Source organism: Hydrotalea sp. AMD, assembly GCF_004100315.1.
GTDB lineage: Bacteria > Bacteroidota > Bacteroidia > Chitinophagales > Chitinophagaceae > Hydrotalea > Hydrotalea flava.
This window is the reverse complement of record NZ_SCKY01000020.1, coordinates 1-16925: the sequence shown is the minus strand read 5'-3', so window position 1 is coordinate 16925 and position 16925 is coordinate 1. Positions and strand designations below refer to the sequence as shown.

Sequence of the window (16925 nt, the reverse complement as noted above, 5' to 3'; positions counted from 1 at the left end):
ATATACAACATTTAACATGCGTTTCCAAATTTTTTTTTTAAAATTCAATCATAAAAAAATCAACCGGAACTAAAATACAGGGAGGAAATTACCCCAATTTTACAGACGTCATGGTTAATGAGCCGCCAATAGCCAGATCATTGAATAGCATGGCTTCATCTTTTTTATTGCGCAAACCCATGGTATACATCAGCGGAATATAATGTTCGGGTGTAGGTATGGCTAATTGTGCAGCTGTTCCCAATTGTTCATAACGAATTAATGCGGGTGCATTGTTTTGTACAATCAGTGTTTTAAAAGTTTCATTTATTTCTGTTGCCCAGTCATAGGCAAAACCAGGCTCATTCAACTTTTGCCAGTTTACCATACGCAGGTTATGTACCATATTGCCACTGCCTATCATTAATACACCTCTTTTGCGTAATGCTTGTAATTCTTTCGCTAATTCAAAATGATATCGGGCATCTTTAGTGTAATCAATACTTAACTGTAGCACGGGAATATTGGCCTGCGGATACATGTGCCGCACCACCGTCCATGCACCATGATCTAAACCCCATTCATGGTCTAAACCAATTTCGGTACTTTTTACAAGATGTTTTGTAACTTCTGCCAACTGTGGTTGACCGGGTGCTGGATATTGCACCTGATACAATGCTTCAGGAAAACCGCCAAAGTCGTGTATAGTAGGCGGTAAATCCATTGCCGTAATTTGTGTGCCTCTGGTTTGCCAATGCGCCGATATAACGATAACTGCTTTAGGTATGGGAATGTTTTTAGCTATGGCTGCCCATTGGTTACTAAAAACATTATTTTCAATGCCATTCATGGGTGAACCATGCCCAATAAATAAAACAGGCATTAAGGTTTCCTGCTCAGGAAAAGTTTGCATCATTTGCTGTATATTAGTAAATTTTGCCATAATTTAAATTGATTACACAAAGTTACGCTTAGCTTAGTGCCTGTAAAATGATGTTAGATAAGAAAAACAATTGATTATTATCAATTCACTTACCTTTTATAAAATTTAAGCGGATTGTCATTTGTAATTCCTTAATCAAAACAGGCACTGTTACTAAAATATTTTCTGCACTCTTATTACCGGATAAGGTGTCATACCTTTAGCATCGAACCATAAAATTTTATTCATTACGGCATCATTGCCGCCATCAACAGCTACAAATACTTTTTCAAATAAACGAATGTATTGTTTGGCTAAACCGGTTAATTGTGACGTGGGTTTATTGCGTTCATCTAACGGTATATTATTGGGAATATAGGCATATTGATATATATGTTTCTCGATTATAAAACAATCAAATATGGGCAAGGCCGTGGCATCTATTACATTCATGGGCGGTAAACCCAATATTTGCTCTATGGTACGCAACATAGAGGCTTGATTGTATTGAGTATGAATGATTTTTCCAATAAATAATTATGAATTAAAAATAATTATTTTTTTATAGCTATCTAATTATAAATGTTTTATGTTGAATAAGCATGGCCAAATAGTACACTGTTTTTTGTAGCAACAAAAATGTTTAAAAATAGCGTTTAGAAACCAATAAAACGGTATTTATGGCCGGCAATAATTTTGTGTATCAATTTACCTTGGTAACGACTAAAAAAAACCTATGCAACTTAAAAAAGAGAAACGGCTGCCCGTATAGGGGGGCTCTAACGGGTTTTGTTGTTTGCTCAACTTTTCTAACCGTATTTGCTCGTTAATTAATCCGCTTGCTTTTGACTTGGTAACTGTTTTTATAACAGACAACTTTTTATAATAAAATATTACTTCGTATCTTAGGTTTTTAGAGATGACCTTAATTTTATTCTGATTCTCTTGTATCATTTTAATGACAATTTGATGAACCATCTTTTCCCTGTATTTCTTAAATTAGAAGAACTTCATACACTGATTGTTGGAGGTGGCAATGTGGGACTTGAAAAAATTACAGCGGTGCTGTCTAATTCACCAAACGCAAGAGTAACATTAATTGCTCCTGAAATCAGGAATGAAATTAAACAGTTAACTGAAAATAACTCATTAGTAAGCCTTATATATCGAAAATTTATGGTTAAAGATTTGAAGGATAAGGATATTGTGATTATTGCTACCGAAAATCAATCTGAAAATAAACGTATATGCGATTTAGCGAAGCGGAAAAGGTTATTGTGCAACGTAGCAGATACCCCTGATATTTGTGATTTCTATCTCTCATCAGTGGTGCAAAAACAAAACCTTAAAATAGCTATCTCTACAAACGGTGTTTCACCAACAATGGCAAAGCGAATCAAAGAAATATTACACAATAGCCTTCCTGATGATATTGAAACAACATTGAATAATCTGCAACAGATTAGAAAATATTTAACCGGTGATTTTTCTGAAAAAGTTGCACAATTGAATAAGTTAACAGAAACTTTGATAAAACAAAATAAAAAAGTAAAATAGAACATGAAGCCAGTTATCACAATTGAATATTGCCCTAAGTGTGGCTGGTTGCTACGGGCTGCTTATATGGCACAAGAAATATTAATCAGTTTTTCAGAAGATATAAAAGCTGTTTCGTTGCAACCCAGTGAGCAGCCAGGTGCTTATTACATTTATATTAATGATGATATAGTATTTAACAGAAAAGAATATGGAGGATTTCCTGAAATAAAAATTATTAAAAGAATTATCAGGAATATTGTGAATCCGGAAAAAAATTTAGGACATATAGATATGAATTAATAATTAATATTTATAAATAACAAAATTTAGACTAATGAATGGCGTTATTTTATGTGGTGGACAAAGCACTCGTATGGGGAATGATAAAGGAATGATTTCAATAGATGATCGTACATGGGTTCAGGCCGCTTCTGAAAAGTTATCGCTACTTGGTATTCCTGTACTTATTTCAGTGAACAAATCGCAGCAAGAAAAATATAAAATATATTTTTCATCTGAAAGGCTTATTACCGACAATAATTCTTTATTAGTCAAAGGCCCGCTTTTAGGACTGTTAAGCGTTCATTTGCAAAGACCTTCAGATGATTTTTTTGTATTTGCCTGCGATATGCCTTTTATGGAGTTTTCATTAATCAAAAATCTATATTGTCAATATCAACAAAACAGTACAAATACATTTGATGCATATATCTATACAATTGAGGGTGAAGCTGAACCCTTATGCGGAATTTATACTGCAAAGGCATTGGAGTTCGTAATGCAAATGTATTACACCGGGCAACTATTAAAACATAGTATGAAATTTATACTAGAACATTTAAGTGTTTATAAAATACCTGTATCTGCTGATAAAAAAATATGTTTTCGAAATATGAATGCTCATGCAGATTTAAATGGCTTGTAATCCCAATGAAGCCTTACTCACTAATACAAAATTTTCTTTTGTTGCATCACATACCGTACATTTATAAGCACTGTCTAATTGGTTAAATAAAGTGCCTGGAGCTATTTTATTTTCTGGTTCTCCAATTTCTTCATCGTACACTGTTAAACATTTCCGGCACTGGTAAACCATAGTTGGTATTGATAAATTTGATTCAAAATATTCTTCTTTTATAGCGGTTTCTTTTAATAAATCATTTTTACAGAAATTTTCATAATAATATTTACATAATGAAATAAGATAAGTGGCCAAATGTTCTTTACTTACATTGTTTCTGAATACAATCAATTCATTTGAGTTTGGATTGAAACCTGAACTATATAAAATATCAAACTTGCTTGAAGGTTTTAATGTATCTCTTATTACATTATATTGTTTTTTAATAATTATAGAGCCAAACACACCTGACTTTGGTTGAGTTTTTACTGCAATGCATAATCCATAGGTACGAACATCATCTTTATCTAATTGCCTAATGATATGCTGTTTGATACTAAGACCTTCTTCGTTGGTATCTTCTACCTGCCAGTTCAATTCATTGGAGGCATGTCGAACATTAATTCGATGCCTGTTCAAAATAAAACTCCACAAATGTCTATGCTTTTCATCAATATTTTTTATAATCAAAGATTTCCATGGTGTTGTATATAACTGTCCTATCTTGGTTTCCAGGCATAGTTTACAAATATCTTTTAGGAACGAAACTTTAAATAATTCGTTGCGCTGATATAGTCCTAACCAGGATTTAGTACCATAATTATTAAATCCTTCATAATAAGGAAGTTTAAATTCTGGCAGAAACAGGTTTTCTTCCACTGGTTTTGATATAATACTGATGCTTGAATGAACTTGTTCGTAAATAATGTCGCCATAAGCAAGGTTGTTATCATAATATAGTTCAGGATTTTCAAAAATAATTTTTTCAATAAATTTAGATAAACGTGGAATTTCGTTGGTATATATTAAATCTTTCCATTGATAAATTATATTTGTTTTTGGGAATCGAATATACAAATACCAAAAATGAATATTTTTTGAGGCAATCCAGTTAATATTACCTGTAAAAAAAGGAGTAAACGTTTGGTTGTTATCAGCGATGTTTATTTTGATTGCAGGTCTGTAATCAAACAGATCAAAAATATCTTTATATACCCCTTCCTTTACCCATGAATCTCTGATAAATATTTCTTCAGCAGGATATGAACTGAGGATGTTGGGATAAGAATCTATTTTATTTTCATATTGAATGTTATGTAAATTTAATGATGCCACTACTTTCTCATATTCTTTGTGCGATACATCAATCAGTAATTGCTGCCTCAAACCAAAACGAACATTATCAATTCCGGCAACCTCTAAAGCTTCTAAAATATTATGCAGATATCCCGGCGAGATAATCCCTCCTGTGAAATTAATTTTAAATTTAAATGCATGTCTCATATAATTTCTTTAGGATAATTTGAATTCTCTTATTGCTTTTATAAAATTTTTATTCTCATGTCCTGGTCTGCACAATTTTAGTAAGGCAAAACGTTGTAAATCGCTCAAATTTTTCCATTGATTAAGATTAATTGGTAAGTTGAATTCACTGGCTTTTGTTAAAAATTTTTCTGGAATTTTTTCTATATTTGACCATTCAGGGTCATCTTCAATTTGCAAATTTGTTGGGTCTAAACCGGTGTATTTTTTTATAATAATTTTTGTATAATTATAATATTTTTTTTTCTCTTTTTTAGTTGTAATATTGATTGATGCCAGTTTTTTCTTTTCGTTTAAACTCATCATTGCCCATTCTTTTAATTTTAATTTTATTCCTACTTCATCCATTTTAAATCTTACAATCATTGGAATACAACGAACATTTTCCTCAACAAAATCTTCTTCAAATTGAAAATATTCTATTTTTTTTGTATGTTTAAAAAAATAATGTAACTTATTTAAGTTAATATGTTTTTTTATTTTCATCACTTTTCGATTTGTAATTAAATCTATACAGTCATTATTTTTTTTTCTTCTGTTAAATTCATACATTCTGACATTTTTTTCTCTAAAATGGTCTGTACTTCAGGCCTGCAGCTGCCGCAACCCATACCCGCACCGCTGGACTCGCATAATGATTTTAAATCATTATATCCCTGTTTAATTTTGTTAATAATATTACCTTCACCGATGTTGCCGCAACTGCAAATCAATTTACCCAATAGCGGCTCTGTTTTATTGCCTGAACGCAATAATAACAGACGTTTTTCTGAAAGCTCTGTTTTGTTCTCGATTAGATCTTTAAAATCAAGGAACTCAGTTTTATCTCCGATTAAGATTGCCCCTATTAATCGGTCATTGTGAATGAGGCATTTTTTATAATAGCGTTTGGCCTTATCTATAAAAACTACCTCTTCATACTCTTTATTGTCAGGAGATTCAATAGTGCCTATGGAAACAAAATCTGTTCCACGCATCTTTAAAATATTCATAAATATTGAGCCTTCATAATATTTTGAAATATCGCCTGAAATATATCGTGCTGCTATGTCAGCCTGTTGTTCTGCTGCAACTGTAATCCCATACAAAAATCCTTTAAACTCTGCAATTTCCCCTACTGAAAAAATATTTGGATCACTGGTTTGCAAATATTCATTTACTATCACGCCTCGTTTACAATTCAACCCGCAATCTTTTGCAAGTTTAATATTCGGTACTGTACCTATAGCAATTATAATTGCCTGGCAATCAATTATTGCACCACTTTTTAATTTGATTCCTTCAACAGAATTATTGCCAATTAAGCGCTCAATTTCATCATTATAATAAATTTCTATATTTTTACTATACAACTCTTCGTGCAATAGTTGACTACCCAGCTGGTCTAATTGCTTGTCCATTAATCTTGAATTACGATGAACAATGGTTACATTCAAGTTTACTTCACGAAGCGAAGCTGCTAATTCTATTCCTAATATACCACCACCAATTATAATTACTTTTCCTTTGGCAGGGTCAATATGATTTTTAAAACTATCCGCATCGTTTCTGTTCCTCATAGTGAATATGCCTTTCAATGGAGGTACATCCCGGAGCTTAGCAGCCCGGCTACCGGTTGCTATCACCAATTTATTATAGTGATGTATTTCCCCATTGCTATCAGTTACTGTTTGATTTAATCTGTCAATTTGCTCAATACTTGTACCTCTGTGTAATTTAATGTTTAATTGATCTTCATCATCATCTGTCATTTTTACTAAGTGTTGCCAGTTTTGCCAACCACTAATGTAATCTGGCAGCATAACCCGATTATAAAAAGGAAAGGCTTCTTTGCTAAAAACAATAATTTCGTCTGCTTTATTTCGATCACGATAACTCTTTATGAACCCAAACGCGCCTGCTCCTGCACCTATTATAATAATTTTTTCTTTTGCTTTTTTATATCCCTGTATCTGAACGGCAGTATATTTAAAATCAGGTTCTTTTGATTTTGGGTCAACTAAATTATTAGTAAGGTTGTTTGCCCTGTTTAGATCGCTTTTTAAAATTTTTCCCCAATGCATTGGTAAAAAAACGACTCCTTGTTTTATGTTTGATGATATTCTTGCTTTCACCCGCACTTGTCCGTTTTTACTGTTAATTTCTACCAAATCATTTTCTTTGATATTTCTTTGAGATGCATCATCAGGATGTATTTCTAAAAATGATTCAGGAATGTGAAGTTTGAGTTTATTTACTTTTCCTGTTTTACTCATGGTATGCCATTGATCTCTGATACGCCCGGTAGTAAGTATTAAAGGAAAAATTTCATCCGGCTTCTCCAGTTCAATATGATCATTAATGGTATGTATAATTGCCCTTTTAGAAGGTGTATCAAACTGATGGTTTGTAAACAATCGTTTAGTACCACTCCCTTTTTCACCAGAGGGGTAGGGCCATTGTACCCCATTTTGTATTTTTAATATATTATAACTTAAACCACTAATGTCAATTTTTGTATTTTTAGTAAGTGCACAATGCTCATCAAAAATTTCTGATGATGTTTTATAGTTAAACTGTTTATAACCCATTTTTTGCGCAAACCTGCAAATAATTTCAGCATCTGGTAAGGCTTCTCCCGGGGCATCTACAATTTTGTTCAAGTAAGAAATTCGTCTTTCAGAGTTGGTCATTGTTCCTTCTTTTTCAGCCCATGTGGCTGCAGGAAGCACAATATCTGCATATAGTAAAGTTTCCGGTTTATTAGACGCTTCCTGAACTACAACGAATTTTGCTTTTTTTAGTGTATCTTCTGCCAATCGAACATTAGGCAGGCTAACCAATGGATTGGTGGATACAATCCATATTGCCTTCAGTCTGCCATCGTTTAATGCTTCGAACATTTCCGTTGCTGTGTACCCGGGTTTAGGAGATATTTGCTTTCCTTTCCAAAAATTCTGTACATAAATTCTGTGTGCTGCATTGGCTAAATCCCGGTGTGCGGGTAACAGATTGGCCATGCCACCAACTTCCCTTCCTCCCATTGCATTAGGTTGGCCGGTTAGCGAAAATGGTCCGGAACCCGGCTTCCCAATATGGCCTGTAATAAGATTAAGGTTAATTAGACTTAGGTTTTTGTTAACCCCAATAACGCTTTGGTTCAGTCCCATCGCCCACATTGAAATAAATCCTTTTGCATTACCAATAAATGAAGCTGCCAAATAAATTTCTTTTTCTTCCAGACCACAGATAATTGCAGCTTCAGCAATTGTTCTTTGCATTACGTTATTTCGGTATTGTTCAAAACCCTCCGTACTACATTCTATAAAATTGATATCGATATCTCCTTGTTCAATTAAAGCCCTACCTATGGCATGATGCAATACTACATCTGTTCCGGGATTTAATTGCAGGTATAAACTTGCTTTAGTTGCAGTTTGAGTTTTTCTCGGATCACTAACAATAATTTTCAAATTAGGATTTGTTTCAAGAGCTGCCTCGATTCTTCGCCATAAGATAGGATGACACCATGCAGGATTTGCACCGGCAATAAAAATACAATCAGCAATTTCAATATCATCATAACTAATAGGCATACTGTCTTGCCCCAAACTCATTTTATACCCGGTTACTGCACTACTCATGCACAACCTGGAATTGGTATCAATATTATTGCTGCCAATAAATCCTTTCATCAATTTATTGATTACATAATATTCTTCTGTGAGGCATTGTCCGGAGGCATAAAAAGCAACTGAGTCCGGTCCATATTTTTCAATAATTGATGTAAAAACTGCGGCGGCCCTGTTTAAGGCCTGCTCCCACGATACTCGCTGTCGTAATTGGTTTTTATTATACCGCATTTCAGGATATAAAAGTCTGTCACTCTGATCCATTACTGTATAATGCAGATTCATACCTTTACTGCAAAGCATACCTTTGTTCACCGGATGTTCTTTATCGCCTTCAACAATTATGTTTCCATGTTGGTCATTATTTATTACAATACCACACCCCACGCCACAATAGCAACATGTTGTTTTCATTGCTGACTTATTCAATAAGCTATAATTTGTTTTTATGTCTTTTTGTTCAGGCATGAATTGTCCTTATTTCTTTCTGTTTTTTTTAACTTGCCTTGTTTATAATACAATTTTATGCTATAGCTAATTCTGTATTTGGATGAATAGATTCAGACTTTACCACCGTATAAAAACGAGTTATAAAAACTACAACTGCAACTGTAATTACCATATATCCGATATAGGTAAAAGCCTGTACATAAGAAATATTCGTTGATTTAAATAAAAATCCAAATAACATACCTCCTACATTGCCTCCGGCTCCAACAATACCACTAATAAGTCCTACATTTTTTTCATTGACAAAAGGAACAATACCATAGGTTGCACCATTTGCCATTTTTAGGAATAATGCAAATGAAAGCATGGAAATAATTGCAAAAAATAAAGTGCCTGCATGCGCAAAAATGATAATGCCTATACCCTCCAGCAAAAGCATCATGGCTAAAAGCCACCCTTTCCCTTTCATTCCGAACTTTTTTCCTATTTTATCAGACGCAACTCCTCCCAGCGCACGGGCAAACAAATTCATAAAGCCAAAGATACCTGCCCAAAAACCGGCAGAAGATTGTGATAATTTAAATGTATCAACAAAGTGCAGGGAAGCCACATTGTCGAAAGTTATTTCCATACCAAAGCTCATAGCATAAGCCAATGCAAGTGTCCATATCCGCCAATCTCGAATCACTGACCAATCTGTTTTTTTTCTCGAATTTTTAGCTTTGTTGAGTTCAGAAAAATTTCCTTCCGGAGTGTCTTTAGTATATCGGTAATAGAGTATGGCTACTAACAGCATCATGGTTCCCGGAATTATCATGGCATATCGCCATGCTTCATGTTTTGTAAAACCAGCAGCAACTATTGCAGCAAAAATCAGAGGCATTAACATATTTGTTACCCCACCTCCTAAATTTCCCCATCCTCCCGCTATAGCATTAGCGGTACCTTTGATGTTACCAGCGAACATAAGGGAAGTATGGAATTGGGTAATTACAAACGAAGCGCCTATTATCCCGATTGCTGCTCTAAATAATAAAAAACTGGTATAATCTTTTGATAAACCAACAAGGAAAACCGGTATGGATCCAAATATGAGTAAAAAGACAGCTGTTAATCGGGGGCCCCATATATCGCATAATTTTCCTATAATTAATCGGGCAATGATAGTAGAAGAGACAGAAATAATAACCAGATTGCCAATCTGTGATTTTGTAAGGTGCAGGTCAGTACGAATGGTTGGCATTAAAGGTGCAAGACCGAACCAGCCAAAGAAACAAACAAAGAACATTAGCCAGGTAATGTGAAAACTGCGCATTTGAACACCCCTGATACTGAATATATTTAATCGATTAAGTGGTTTTGTATTTGGAGAAACTTGCATAATAAATAATATTTTAGTTGCTTAAAATAGATAATAGTAATTAGGAAGCGTTGGGTTTTTATTTGAAAAAGAATTCAGGTTTTATATCTAACATAAGATAAGCCCAGTTTGCTCCTGATCTGGCATTTGCTATATTTTTTACATTAGGTGAGGTAAGTAAAGCCGTGCTAAAATAATGAGAATAACCTGACTCTATATTAACTTGTTTTGTAATACTATAAGAACCTACAAAGTCAAGCTCAGTGCCCAATCCCTTTTTATTACTACTCAGGTTATTAGGGTTAACAATACTCGTTGCACTTGAGAATGAATGTAAATCTGCTGTAATCCAAAACTTTTCTGAGGGCGTGTATTTAGTTTTTAAATAAACATCAACCAATCCACCTTTACCAAATGGACTTGCTGCATAATAATAATCCATGAGACCCCAGAATTTATGGGGGGTTCCATACAAAGGATCAAAAGTATTGCTTGTATTACCGCTTTTACCACCGGATGTATAATCAATTCCAATTCCAGTGTTAATCTTTTTATTAAAAATATATTTTGCAAAACCACTGAGTAAATAAGAACTCAATGGTTGGCCTGTTGCATTTTTACCAAATTGATAATAGGTAGAAGCAGTTACAGCAACACTATTTAAAAAGAGGTCATTAAAATAGAGGCCGGTAGTGGCTCTTCCCCATACACCAGTTTGGAATATTTTTGTTGCATTACTATCTGTAGTGTACTTATTGAATTGGTCTGTAAAAAACAGGAACGAAACATTTCCATTTGCCAATTTTTTACCTATGTATAAGAATTCCATACTTTTATACATGCTGCCGCCATTGGTGTTAGCAGCATAATTACCCGGCGGGGTGCTGTAGTAAATTGTACCTGAAGAATTTGAAGTATTTTGATTAAATGCACCAGCTAAATGTATCATCCATTGGTATGTTTCATATTTCAAAACAGCAGCGTCATGTGTTCTGGCCTGTTGAAGCCAATCGAGATTTCCAATGAGGCGTTGGTCATCATACACTAATTCCTGTCTGCCTATCTTTAAGCTTAGTGCTTTGTTTTTTAGGGTAGTGTCAGTAAGTAGTATTTCAGCCCATGCTTCATGCAGCATTAATCCATTGTTGTTTTGTGTGGTCGTTTGGTTAATTGTTGATACATCCTGCCCCCATAGCCTAACATCCTGTAAAGACAACCCAAATTTTAACCGATAAGATTTAAAACCGGCAATAAGTCGTGTGCGTTGCGAAATGAAGAAAGCAGGAGCTAAACCATTAGACAAAGGCGCACCCTGACCATCTCTGAACTCAGATCTTGGCCTTATTTGACCAGAAAGCGAAAATTGGGCTTGTAATGGTAAGAAATCAAACATAAAGATTATACCAAAAATTCCCACAGCAATTAATTTTTTTTTCATGTAAATTCGTTTGGTTTTAAGTGAACGTATTTATTTAAAACATAGAGCCTGGGCAGGGTGCAATCTACCAGGCTTTATATTTTGAATGCTTTCATATAATATTTTACTTGTGTTTATTGATGAAACCTATGTATACAAAATCGTTTTCCAGTTTAACAGGGAAAGTTCTAATATTACAATCTTCGCTTTGGTTCATACTGCGCCCATCAATCAGCGAAAATGTTTTTTTATGAAAAGGACAAGCCACTTTTGGTTCATCGTTTTGAGTTCCAATTATTCCTCTGCTTAATGCCATTTGGTGTTTGTGTGGGCATAGATTTTGTGTTGCATACCATTCACCACGTCTGCTGAAATGGAACAATGCAATTTGTTCATTTTCATATTTAACACATACACCGCCATTTAAAGGGACGTCATTTTTATGACAAGCGGGTAGCCATATAACACTATTTTCCTCCAGCTCTGTTTGAGGATGTGAAATTTCTGTAGTTGTTACATTCATATTTTAATATTTATTTGTTTTTAATATTTCCAATTTGCTGCTTTTTTCTGCTCTCTCAAATTTTCGAATTGAACAGTAGGATCTTTTTCAGAAGGTGCATTCACGAAATGCGAGAAGCGTTTACGCAATTCAGGTGATTCGACCACCTCTTTCCATTCGCATTTATAGCTGTTGATCAGTACGCTCATTTCTTGCTCTAATTGCTGATTAATACCAAGACTATCATTAATTATTACATTACGTAAATAATCAATTCCACCTTCCATTTTATTAAGCCAGGTTGCAGTTCGTGTTAATGGATCAGCTGTTTTTATATAAAACATAAGAAACCTGTCAAGATATTTTATGCATGTTTCTTTATCAATGTCAGTTGCAAGGAGTAATGCATGCTGGGGTTTAGAGCCGCCATTGCCACAAATAAATAGATTCCAGCCTTTTTCTGTAGCAATAATGCCAAAATCTTTTGATTGTGCTTCAGCACATTCACGGATACAGCCGCTTACACCACCTTTCAGTTTATGCGGTGAACGTAATCCACGATACCTTTCTTCAATTTCAATTGCAAAACTTACACTGTCATGCAGGCCAAATCTGCACCAAGTTGAACCAACGCAGCTTTTTACTGTTCGAAGTGCTTTCCCATATGCATGACCACTTTCAAAACCCGCTTCAATCAGTTCCTTCCATATTTCTGGTAAGTCATTTAAATGGGCACCAAACATATCAATTCGCTGCCCACCCGTTATTTTTGTATAGAGATTGTATTTTTTTGCAATTTCACCAATCACAATTAATTTATCTGGTGTAATTTCTCCACCCGGAATTCTTGGCACTACTGAATAAGTACCGCCTTTTTGAATATTCGCAAGATAACGGTCGTTAGAATCCTGCGCAGTGTCATTTCCTTTTTTTAATATCATTTCATTCCATAAACTTGCTAATATTGAAGCTACAGGCGGTTTGCATAATTCGCATCCATCACCCTTACCCAAAACATCCAATACTTCGTCGAATGATTTAAGGTTTTTTAGTTTGATTAAATCATATAATTCCTGACGCGAATAATTAAAATGTTCGCATATAACATTTCGAATATACTTGCCTTGTGTTTTCATTTCATGGAGCATCAAGTCTTTTACCATTGGCATACATCCTCCACAGCCGGTACCTGCTTTTGTACATTGTTTTATTGCGTCTATTGTTTCACATCCCTGCAATACTGAATGGCATATATCTTTTTTGGTAACACTTTCGCAACTGCATATTAAAGCTTCATCTGGAAGGCCTGAAACACCTGGTCCGGCTCCAGGTTCACTTCTGCCCGGCCCTAAAAGTATATCTTGAGGATTTTTAGGCAATACAAGTTTGTTTTTTGTTGTTTGCAACAACATGTTATATGTTTCTGCCTCTCCAATTAATATACCACCTAAAAGGTATTTACCATCTGCAGTTATATTTATTTTTTTATATATACCTTTTAGGGTATCTTCATATACAAGCGAACAACAATCAGTAGATTGAATAAAAGGATCACCAAAGCTGGCAACATCAATGCCAATTAATTTTAATTTGGTGCTCATGTCATAGCCATTAAATATTTTATTACCATTGGTAAGGTATGATACTACAACATCTGCCATTTCATAACCAGGTGCAACTAAACCGTAAATCATATTGTTATATAAAGCACATTCACCAATAGCAAAGATTCGAGCGTCACTGGTTTGTAAATTATTATTCACAACAATCCCTCCACGTAAACCAATTTCAAGACCTGCCTGTTTGGCAAGTTCATCTCTTGGCTTTATTCCGGCAGAAATTACCAGCATATCCACATCAATTTTTGAATTATCTGAGAAGATCATTCCTTTTATACAATCATCGCCAATAATTTCTTTTGTATTTTTATTTGTTTGAATTTTCAAACCAATTGCTTCTAATTTTGATTGAAGAATTTTTGAACCGATATCATCAATTTGTCGTGGCATAAGTCGGGGTGCAAATTCAATTACCTGTGTATGTGCTATGCCGAGGTCAATCATTGCTTTTGCTGCTTCAAGACCAAGCAGTCCCCCGCCAATTACCGCACCATTTTTTGCCTTTTTTGCAAAATCCTTCATTAATTCCAGATCTTCTATCGTTCGATACATGAATACCCCCTTTTTTTCTATACCGGGAATGTCTGGAATAAAGGGCGATGATCCCGTAGCAATAACCAGATAATCGTAAGATCTCTTGATACCCTTATGCGAATACACGATTTGGTTTTTTCTGTCTATGTTTTTTATGGGGTCAGCTAAGTGCAGTTGGATATTATTCTCTCTGTACCAGTCAGATGGCGCTAAGTATAAATCTGCCGCAGACGTGCCGGAAAAATAATCAGTTAGATGAACGCGATCATAAGCAGGTCTTGGTTCTTCTCCGAATACTGTTAATTCAAATTGATTTTGTTTTGCTTTTTTCAGCAACTTTTCACAGAATTTATAACCAACCATACCATTGCCAATAATTATTATTTTCATTTTAAACGATTTTAGGTCATTAAAAAGGAACTTATAAAAATGGCAACAATCGTATTATTTATAATTTTATGTGATAGAATATTATCAAAGATTGATTATTTTATCAAAAAAATTATCATTTAGTAGATAAAAATAATCAAAATGATTAAATAATTAGTTATTTTTGATAAAAAATATTATATATTTTTATTTACAATGTTATTTTTATGCCTAATCCTTATTTATTATTAGTTGGAGCGGGGCCTGGAGATCCTGAACTAATTACATTAAAAGCAATCAATGCACTTAAGTCTGCAGACGTTATATTATATGATGCGCTTGCAAATGAAACATTGTTGCAATATGCAAAATCAAATACCGTCAAAAAATTTGTTGGCAAGCGATATGGATGCCATTCTCTTTCTCAACAAGAAATTAATCATCTCATTATTGAATATGCATTTTCACATGGAAAGGTAGTAAGACTTAAAGGGGGAGATCCTTTTGTTTTTGGTCGTGCACAAGAGGAGATTGATGCTGCCCGCAATGCAGGCATTCAGGTAGAGGTGATTCCAGGCATATCCAGTGCACTTGCTGTACCTGCATCACAAATGATACCACTCACGAGCCGGGGTATTAATGAAAGCTTTTGGGTAACTACCGGTACAAATAAAGCAGGAAAAATTTCGCCCGATTTAAAATTGGCTGCACAGTCAACTGCAACCGTCGTTATTTTAATGGCAATGAGTAAACTGGAAAAGATCATGCAAATTTTTTCAAGTTATGGAAAAAACGAAACTCCTGTTGCAATTATTCAAGATGGCACTACTGAAAGCGAAAAAATTATTATTGGAAAAGTAAAGGATATTTACTTAAAATCACAATATGCAGGACTTACAAATCCTTCTATAATCGTTGTTGGGGAAGTAGTAAAGTTTCATCCTTCCATAATTGCAGATTTTTTACAAAAAAATGACCTGAATTATATTTCCCCAAAAAACAAAGCTAATTTACAATGGATATAATGGGGAAAAAGAGTAGATGCTTGTTTTATTAAATGAAACAAATTAATTTGTCTTTTCCTAAAATAGGTTACTCCAAAAAGTGTAAAACATGGACAAAAAAATCATAAAAAAGCAGGTAAATATTTTACTGAAGAAGAGAAACAGAAAACAGAAAGTCATACAGGAGTTAATTTCAACAGGTTGTACTAAAGTTGAAATTTGGGAGAAATGCACAGGCGAAGAAAAGGAGCATTGACAACTTCTTCGCTGGTTAAAACAACAGGCAGCACAACGGCTGCGAAGTGAAGAAGGAATACAAAACGCAAAAAGCGGTGTGCAGATGTGGAACCAGTATTTGCCAACTGGAAGCAGAATAAAGGCTTCCGGCGGTTCAGACTGCGTGGCAATCAAAAAGTATCCATCGAAATAGGCCTGATAGCTATGACACACAACCTTCAAAAGTTCACAAAGGGCAAAAACAAAGAAAATACTTTTAAAATGGCAGCATAAAAAGCCTGTCTTAAATAAATCTCCCTCCAAAATCATAGAAAATAAAAAATCCTGAACCCAATACCCAAAAATTAAAAGGCTGCATCAAAATCGCTTTTGATACAGCCTCTTTAGGATAAATACGGCAGCTACCTACTCTCCCAGGGACAAGGCCCAAGTACCATTGGCCATGAGGGACTTAACTTCTCTGTTCGGAATGGGAAGAGGTGAACACCCTCGGTATAACCACCATAAACTCTTCAATAAGTTAACATATTGGGAAGTGTTTTGTGTAAATAAAAAAAATAAAGCTTACGGGTAATTAGTACTACTCGACTTTGCTGTTACCAGCTGTACATCTGTAGCCTATCAACGTCATCGTCTCTGACGACCCTTAAAAGTAAACTCATCTTGTGGAAGGTTTCACGCTTAGATGCTTTCAGCGTTTATCCTGACTGTACATAGCTACTCAGCATTGCACCTGGCGGCACAACTGATACACCAGCGGTACATGCAACCCGGTCCTCTCGTACTAAGGTCACGTCCACTCAATTTACTAACGCCCACCACAGATAGGGACCGAACTGTCTTGCGACGTTCTGAACCCAGTTCACGTGCCACTTTAATCGGCGAACAGCCGAACCCTTGGGACCTTCTCCAGCCCCAGGATGTGACGAACCGACATCG

13 protein-coding genes, 2 rRNA genes and 1 pseudogene are annotated in these 16925 nt (G+C 34.8%); 5 read left to right on the top strand and 11 right to left on the bottom strand.

Features of this window, described 5'->3' with window-relative positions; genetic code table 11:
* Positions 1-88 precede the first annotated feature (88 nt).
* Positions 89-922, bottom strand: a complete 834-nt coding sequence (ygiD, locus tag EO766_RS13750; RefSeq protein ID WP_074418961.1) for a 4,5-DOPA-extradiol-dioxygenase — start codon at positions 920-922, stop codon at positions 89-91.
* 153 nt (positions 923-1075) lie between these two features.
* Positions 1076-1393 (bottom strand): hypothetical protein, encoded by a 318-nt coding sequence (locus EO766_RS13745; RefSeq protein ID WP_074418962.1) that lies wholly within the window; start codon positions 1391-1393, stop codon positions 1076-1078.
* A 477-nt stretch (positions 1394-1870) separates the two neighbouring features.
* Here EO766_RS13745 and EO766_RS13740 point away from each other — a divergent pair, with 477 nt between their 5' ends.
* From EO766_RS13740 to EO766_RS13730, 3 genes are read left to right on the top strand one after another with little or no spacing between them, the layout of a single operon-like run.
* On the top strand, positions 1871-2458 hold the full coding sequence (locus EO766_RS13740; protein WP_074418964.1) for a precorrin-2 dehydrogenase/sirohydrochlorin ferrochelatase family protein: 588 nt from the start codon (positions 1871-1873) through the stop codon (positions 2456-2458).
* 3 nt (positions 2459-2461) lie between these two features.
* Complete coding sequence (locus EO766_RS13735; protein WP_074418965.1) at positions 2462-2740, top strand: Rdx family protein; 279 nt, start codon at positions 2462-2464, stop codon at positions 2738-2740.
* A 34-nt stretch (positions 2741-2774) separates the two neighbouring features.
* Positions 2775-3365 carry a molybdenum cofactor guanylyltransferase gene (locus tag EO766_RS13730; protein ID WP_074418966.1) on the top strand — a complete coding sequence of 197 codons (591 nt, stop codon included), beginning with the start codon at positions 2775-2777 and terminating at the stop codon, positions 3363-3365.
* On the opposite strand, the gene EO766_RS13725 is transcribed toward EO766_RS13730, so the two are convergent.
* The 7 genes from EO766_RS13725 to nirB form a co-directional block, all read right to left on the bottom strand.
* Entirely contained in the window at positions 3351-4844 is a 1494-nt protein-coding gene (locus EO766_RS13725) for a rubredoxin (RefSeq protein WP_074418967.1), read from the bottom strand. The genes EO766_RS13730 and EO766_RS13725 overlap by 15 nt on opposite strands.
* Before the next feature lie 9 nt (positions 4845-4853).
* On the bottom strand, positions 4854-5435 hold the full coding sequence (locus EO766_RS13720) for a nitrate reductase associated protein (RefSeq protein WP_218330824.1): 582 nt from the start codon (positions 5433-5435) through the stop codon (positions 4854-4856).
* Positions 5393-8908, bottom strand: a complete 3516-nt coding sequence (locus EO766_RS13715; RefSeq protein ID WP_074418975.1) for a nitrate reductase — start codon at positions 8906-8908, stop codon at positions 5393-5395. The genes EO766_RS13720 and EO766_RS13715 overlap by 43 nt, the downstream gene beginning before the upstream one ends.
* A 109-nt stretch (positions 8909-9017) precedes the next feature.
* The gene (locus tag EO766_RS13710; protein ID WP_074418968.1) at positions 9018-10325 is read right to left on the bottom strand and encodes a NarK family nitrate/nitrite MFS transporter; all 1308 of its coding nucleotides are present in this window, start codon (positions 10323-10325) and stop codon (positions 9018-9020) included.
* Positions 10326-10383: 58 nt separating this feature from the next.
* Complete coding sequence (locus tag EO766_RS13705) at positions 10384-11742, bottom strand: alginate export family protein (RefSeq protein ID WP_141676749.1); 1359 nt, start codon at positions 11740-11742, stop codon at positions 10384-10386.
* A gap of 103 nt (positions 11743-11845) precedes the next feature.
* Complete coding sequence (gene nirD, locus EO766_RS13700; RefSeq protein ID WP_074418969.1) at positions 11846-12244, bottom strand: nitrite reductase small subunit NirD; 399 nt, start codon at positions 12242-12244, stop codon at positions 11846-11848.
* Between the two features lie 20 nt (positions 12245-12264).
* Positions 12265-14766 (bottom strand): nitrite reductase large subunit NirB, encoded by a 2502-nt coding sequence (nirB, locus tag EO766_RS13695; protein WP_074418970.1) that lies wholly within the window; start codon positions 14764-14766, stop codon positions 12265-12267.
* Between the two features lie 206 nt (positions 14767-14972).
* Between nirB and cobA the strand changes: the two genes are divergently transcribed.
* Both cobA and EO766_RS13685 read left to right on the top strand, forming a co-directional pair.
* The gene (gene cobA, locus EO766_RS13690; protein WP_074417861.1) at positions 14973-15770 is read left to right on the top strand and encodes a uroporphyrinogen-III C-methyltransferase; all 798 of its coding nucleotides are present in this window, start codon (positions 14973-14975) and stop codon (positions 15768-15770) included.
* A 306-nt stretch (positions 15771-16076) separates the two neighbouring features.
* Positions 16077-16259 (top strand): annotated as a pseudogene (locus EO766_RS13685) (transposase); the annotation flags it as partial.
* 119 nt (positions 16260-16378) lie between these two features.
* On the opposite strand, the gene rrf reads toward EO766_RS13685, so the two are convergent.
* Together rrf and EO766_RS13675 are read right to left on the bottom strand one after the other, a co-directional pair.
* A 5S ribosomal RNA gene (gene rrf, locus EO766_RS13680) occupies positions 16379-16492 on the bottom strand.
* Between the two features lie 47 nt (positions 16493-16539).
* Positions 16540-16925 (bottom strand): 23S ribosomal RNA (locus tag EO766_RS13675); the annotation flags it as partial.

Excerpts from the sequence above, each read along its gene's own strand:
- ygiD (WP_074418961.1), bottom strand. The coding sequence starts at position 922 with ATGGCAAAATTTACTAATATACAGCAAATGATGCAAACTTTTCCTGAG.
- cobA (WP_074417861.1), top strand. The coding sequence starts at position 14,973 with ATGCCTAATCCTTATTTATTATTAGTTGGAGCGGGGCCTGGAGATCCT.
- EO766_RS13705 (WP_141676749.1), bottom strand. The coding sequence starts at position 11,742 with ATGAAAAAAAAATTAATTGCTGTGGGAATTTTTGGTATAATCTTTATG.
- EO766_RS13715 (WP_074418975.1), bottom strand. The coding sequence starts at position 8,908 with ATGAAAACAACATGTTGCTATTGTGGCGTGGGGTGTGGTATTGTAATA.
- EO766_RS13740 (WP_074418964.1), top strand. The coding sequence starts at position 1,871 with ATGAACCATCTTTTCCCTGTATTTCTTAAATTAGAAGAACTTCATACA.
- EO766_RS13730 (WP_074418966.1), top strand. The coding sequence starts at position 2,775 with ATGAATGGCGTTATTTTATGTGGTGGACAAAGCACTCGTATGGGGAAT.
- EO766_RS13710 (WP_074418968.1), bottom strand. The coding sequence starts at position 10,325 with ATGCAAGTTTCTCCAAATACAAAACCACTTAATCGATTAAATATATTC.
- EO766_RS13720 (WP_218330824.1), bottom strand. The coding sequence starts at position 5,435 with ATGTATGAATTTAACAGAAGAAAAAAAAATAATGACTGTATAGATTTA.
- nirD (WP_074418969.1), bottom strand. The coding sequence starts at position 12,244 with ATGAATGTAACAACTACAGAAATTTCACATCCTCAAACAGAGCTGGAG.
- nirB (WP_074418970.1), bottom strand. The coding sequence starts at position 14,766 with ATGAAAATAATAATTATTGGCAATGGTATGGTTGGTTATAAATTCTGT.
- EO766_RS13745 (WP_074418962.1), bottom strand. The coding sequence starts at position 1,393 with ATGTTGCGTACCATAGAGCAAATATTGGGTTTACCGCCCATGAATGTA.
- EO766_RS13735 (WP_074418965.1), top strand. The coding sequence starts at position 2,462 with ATGAAGCCAGTTATCACAATTGAATATTGCCCTAAGTGTGGCTGGTTG.
- EO766_RS13725 (WP_074418967.1), bottom strand. The coding sequence starts at position 4,844 with ATGAGACATGCATTTAAATTTAAAATTAATTTCACAGGAGGGATTATC.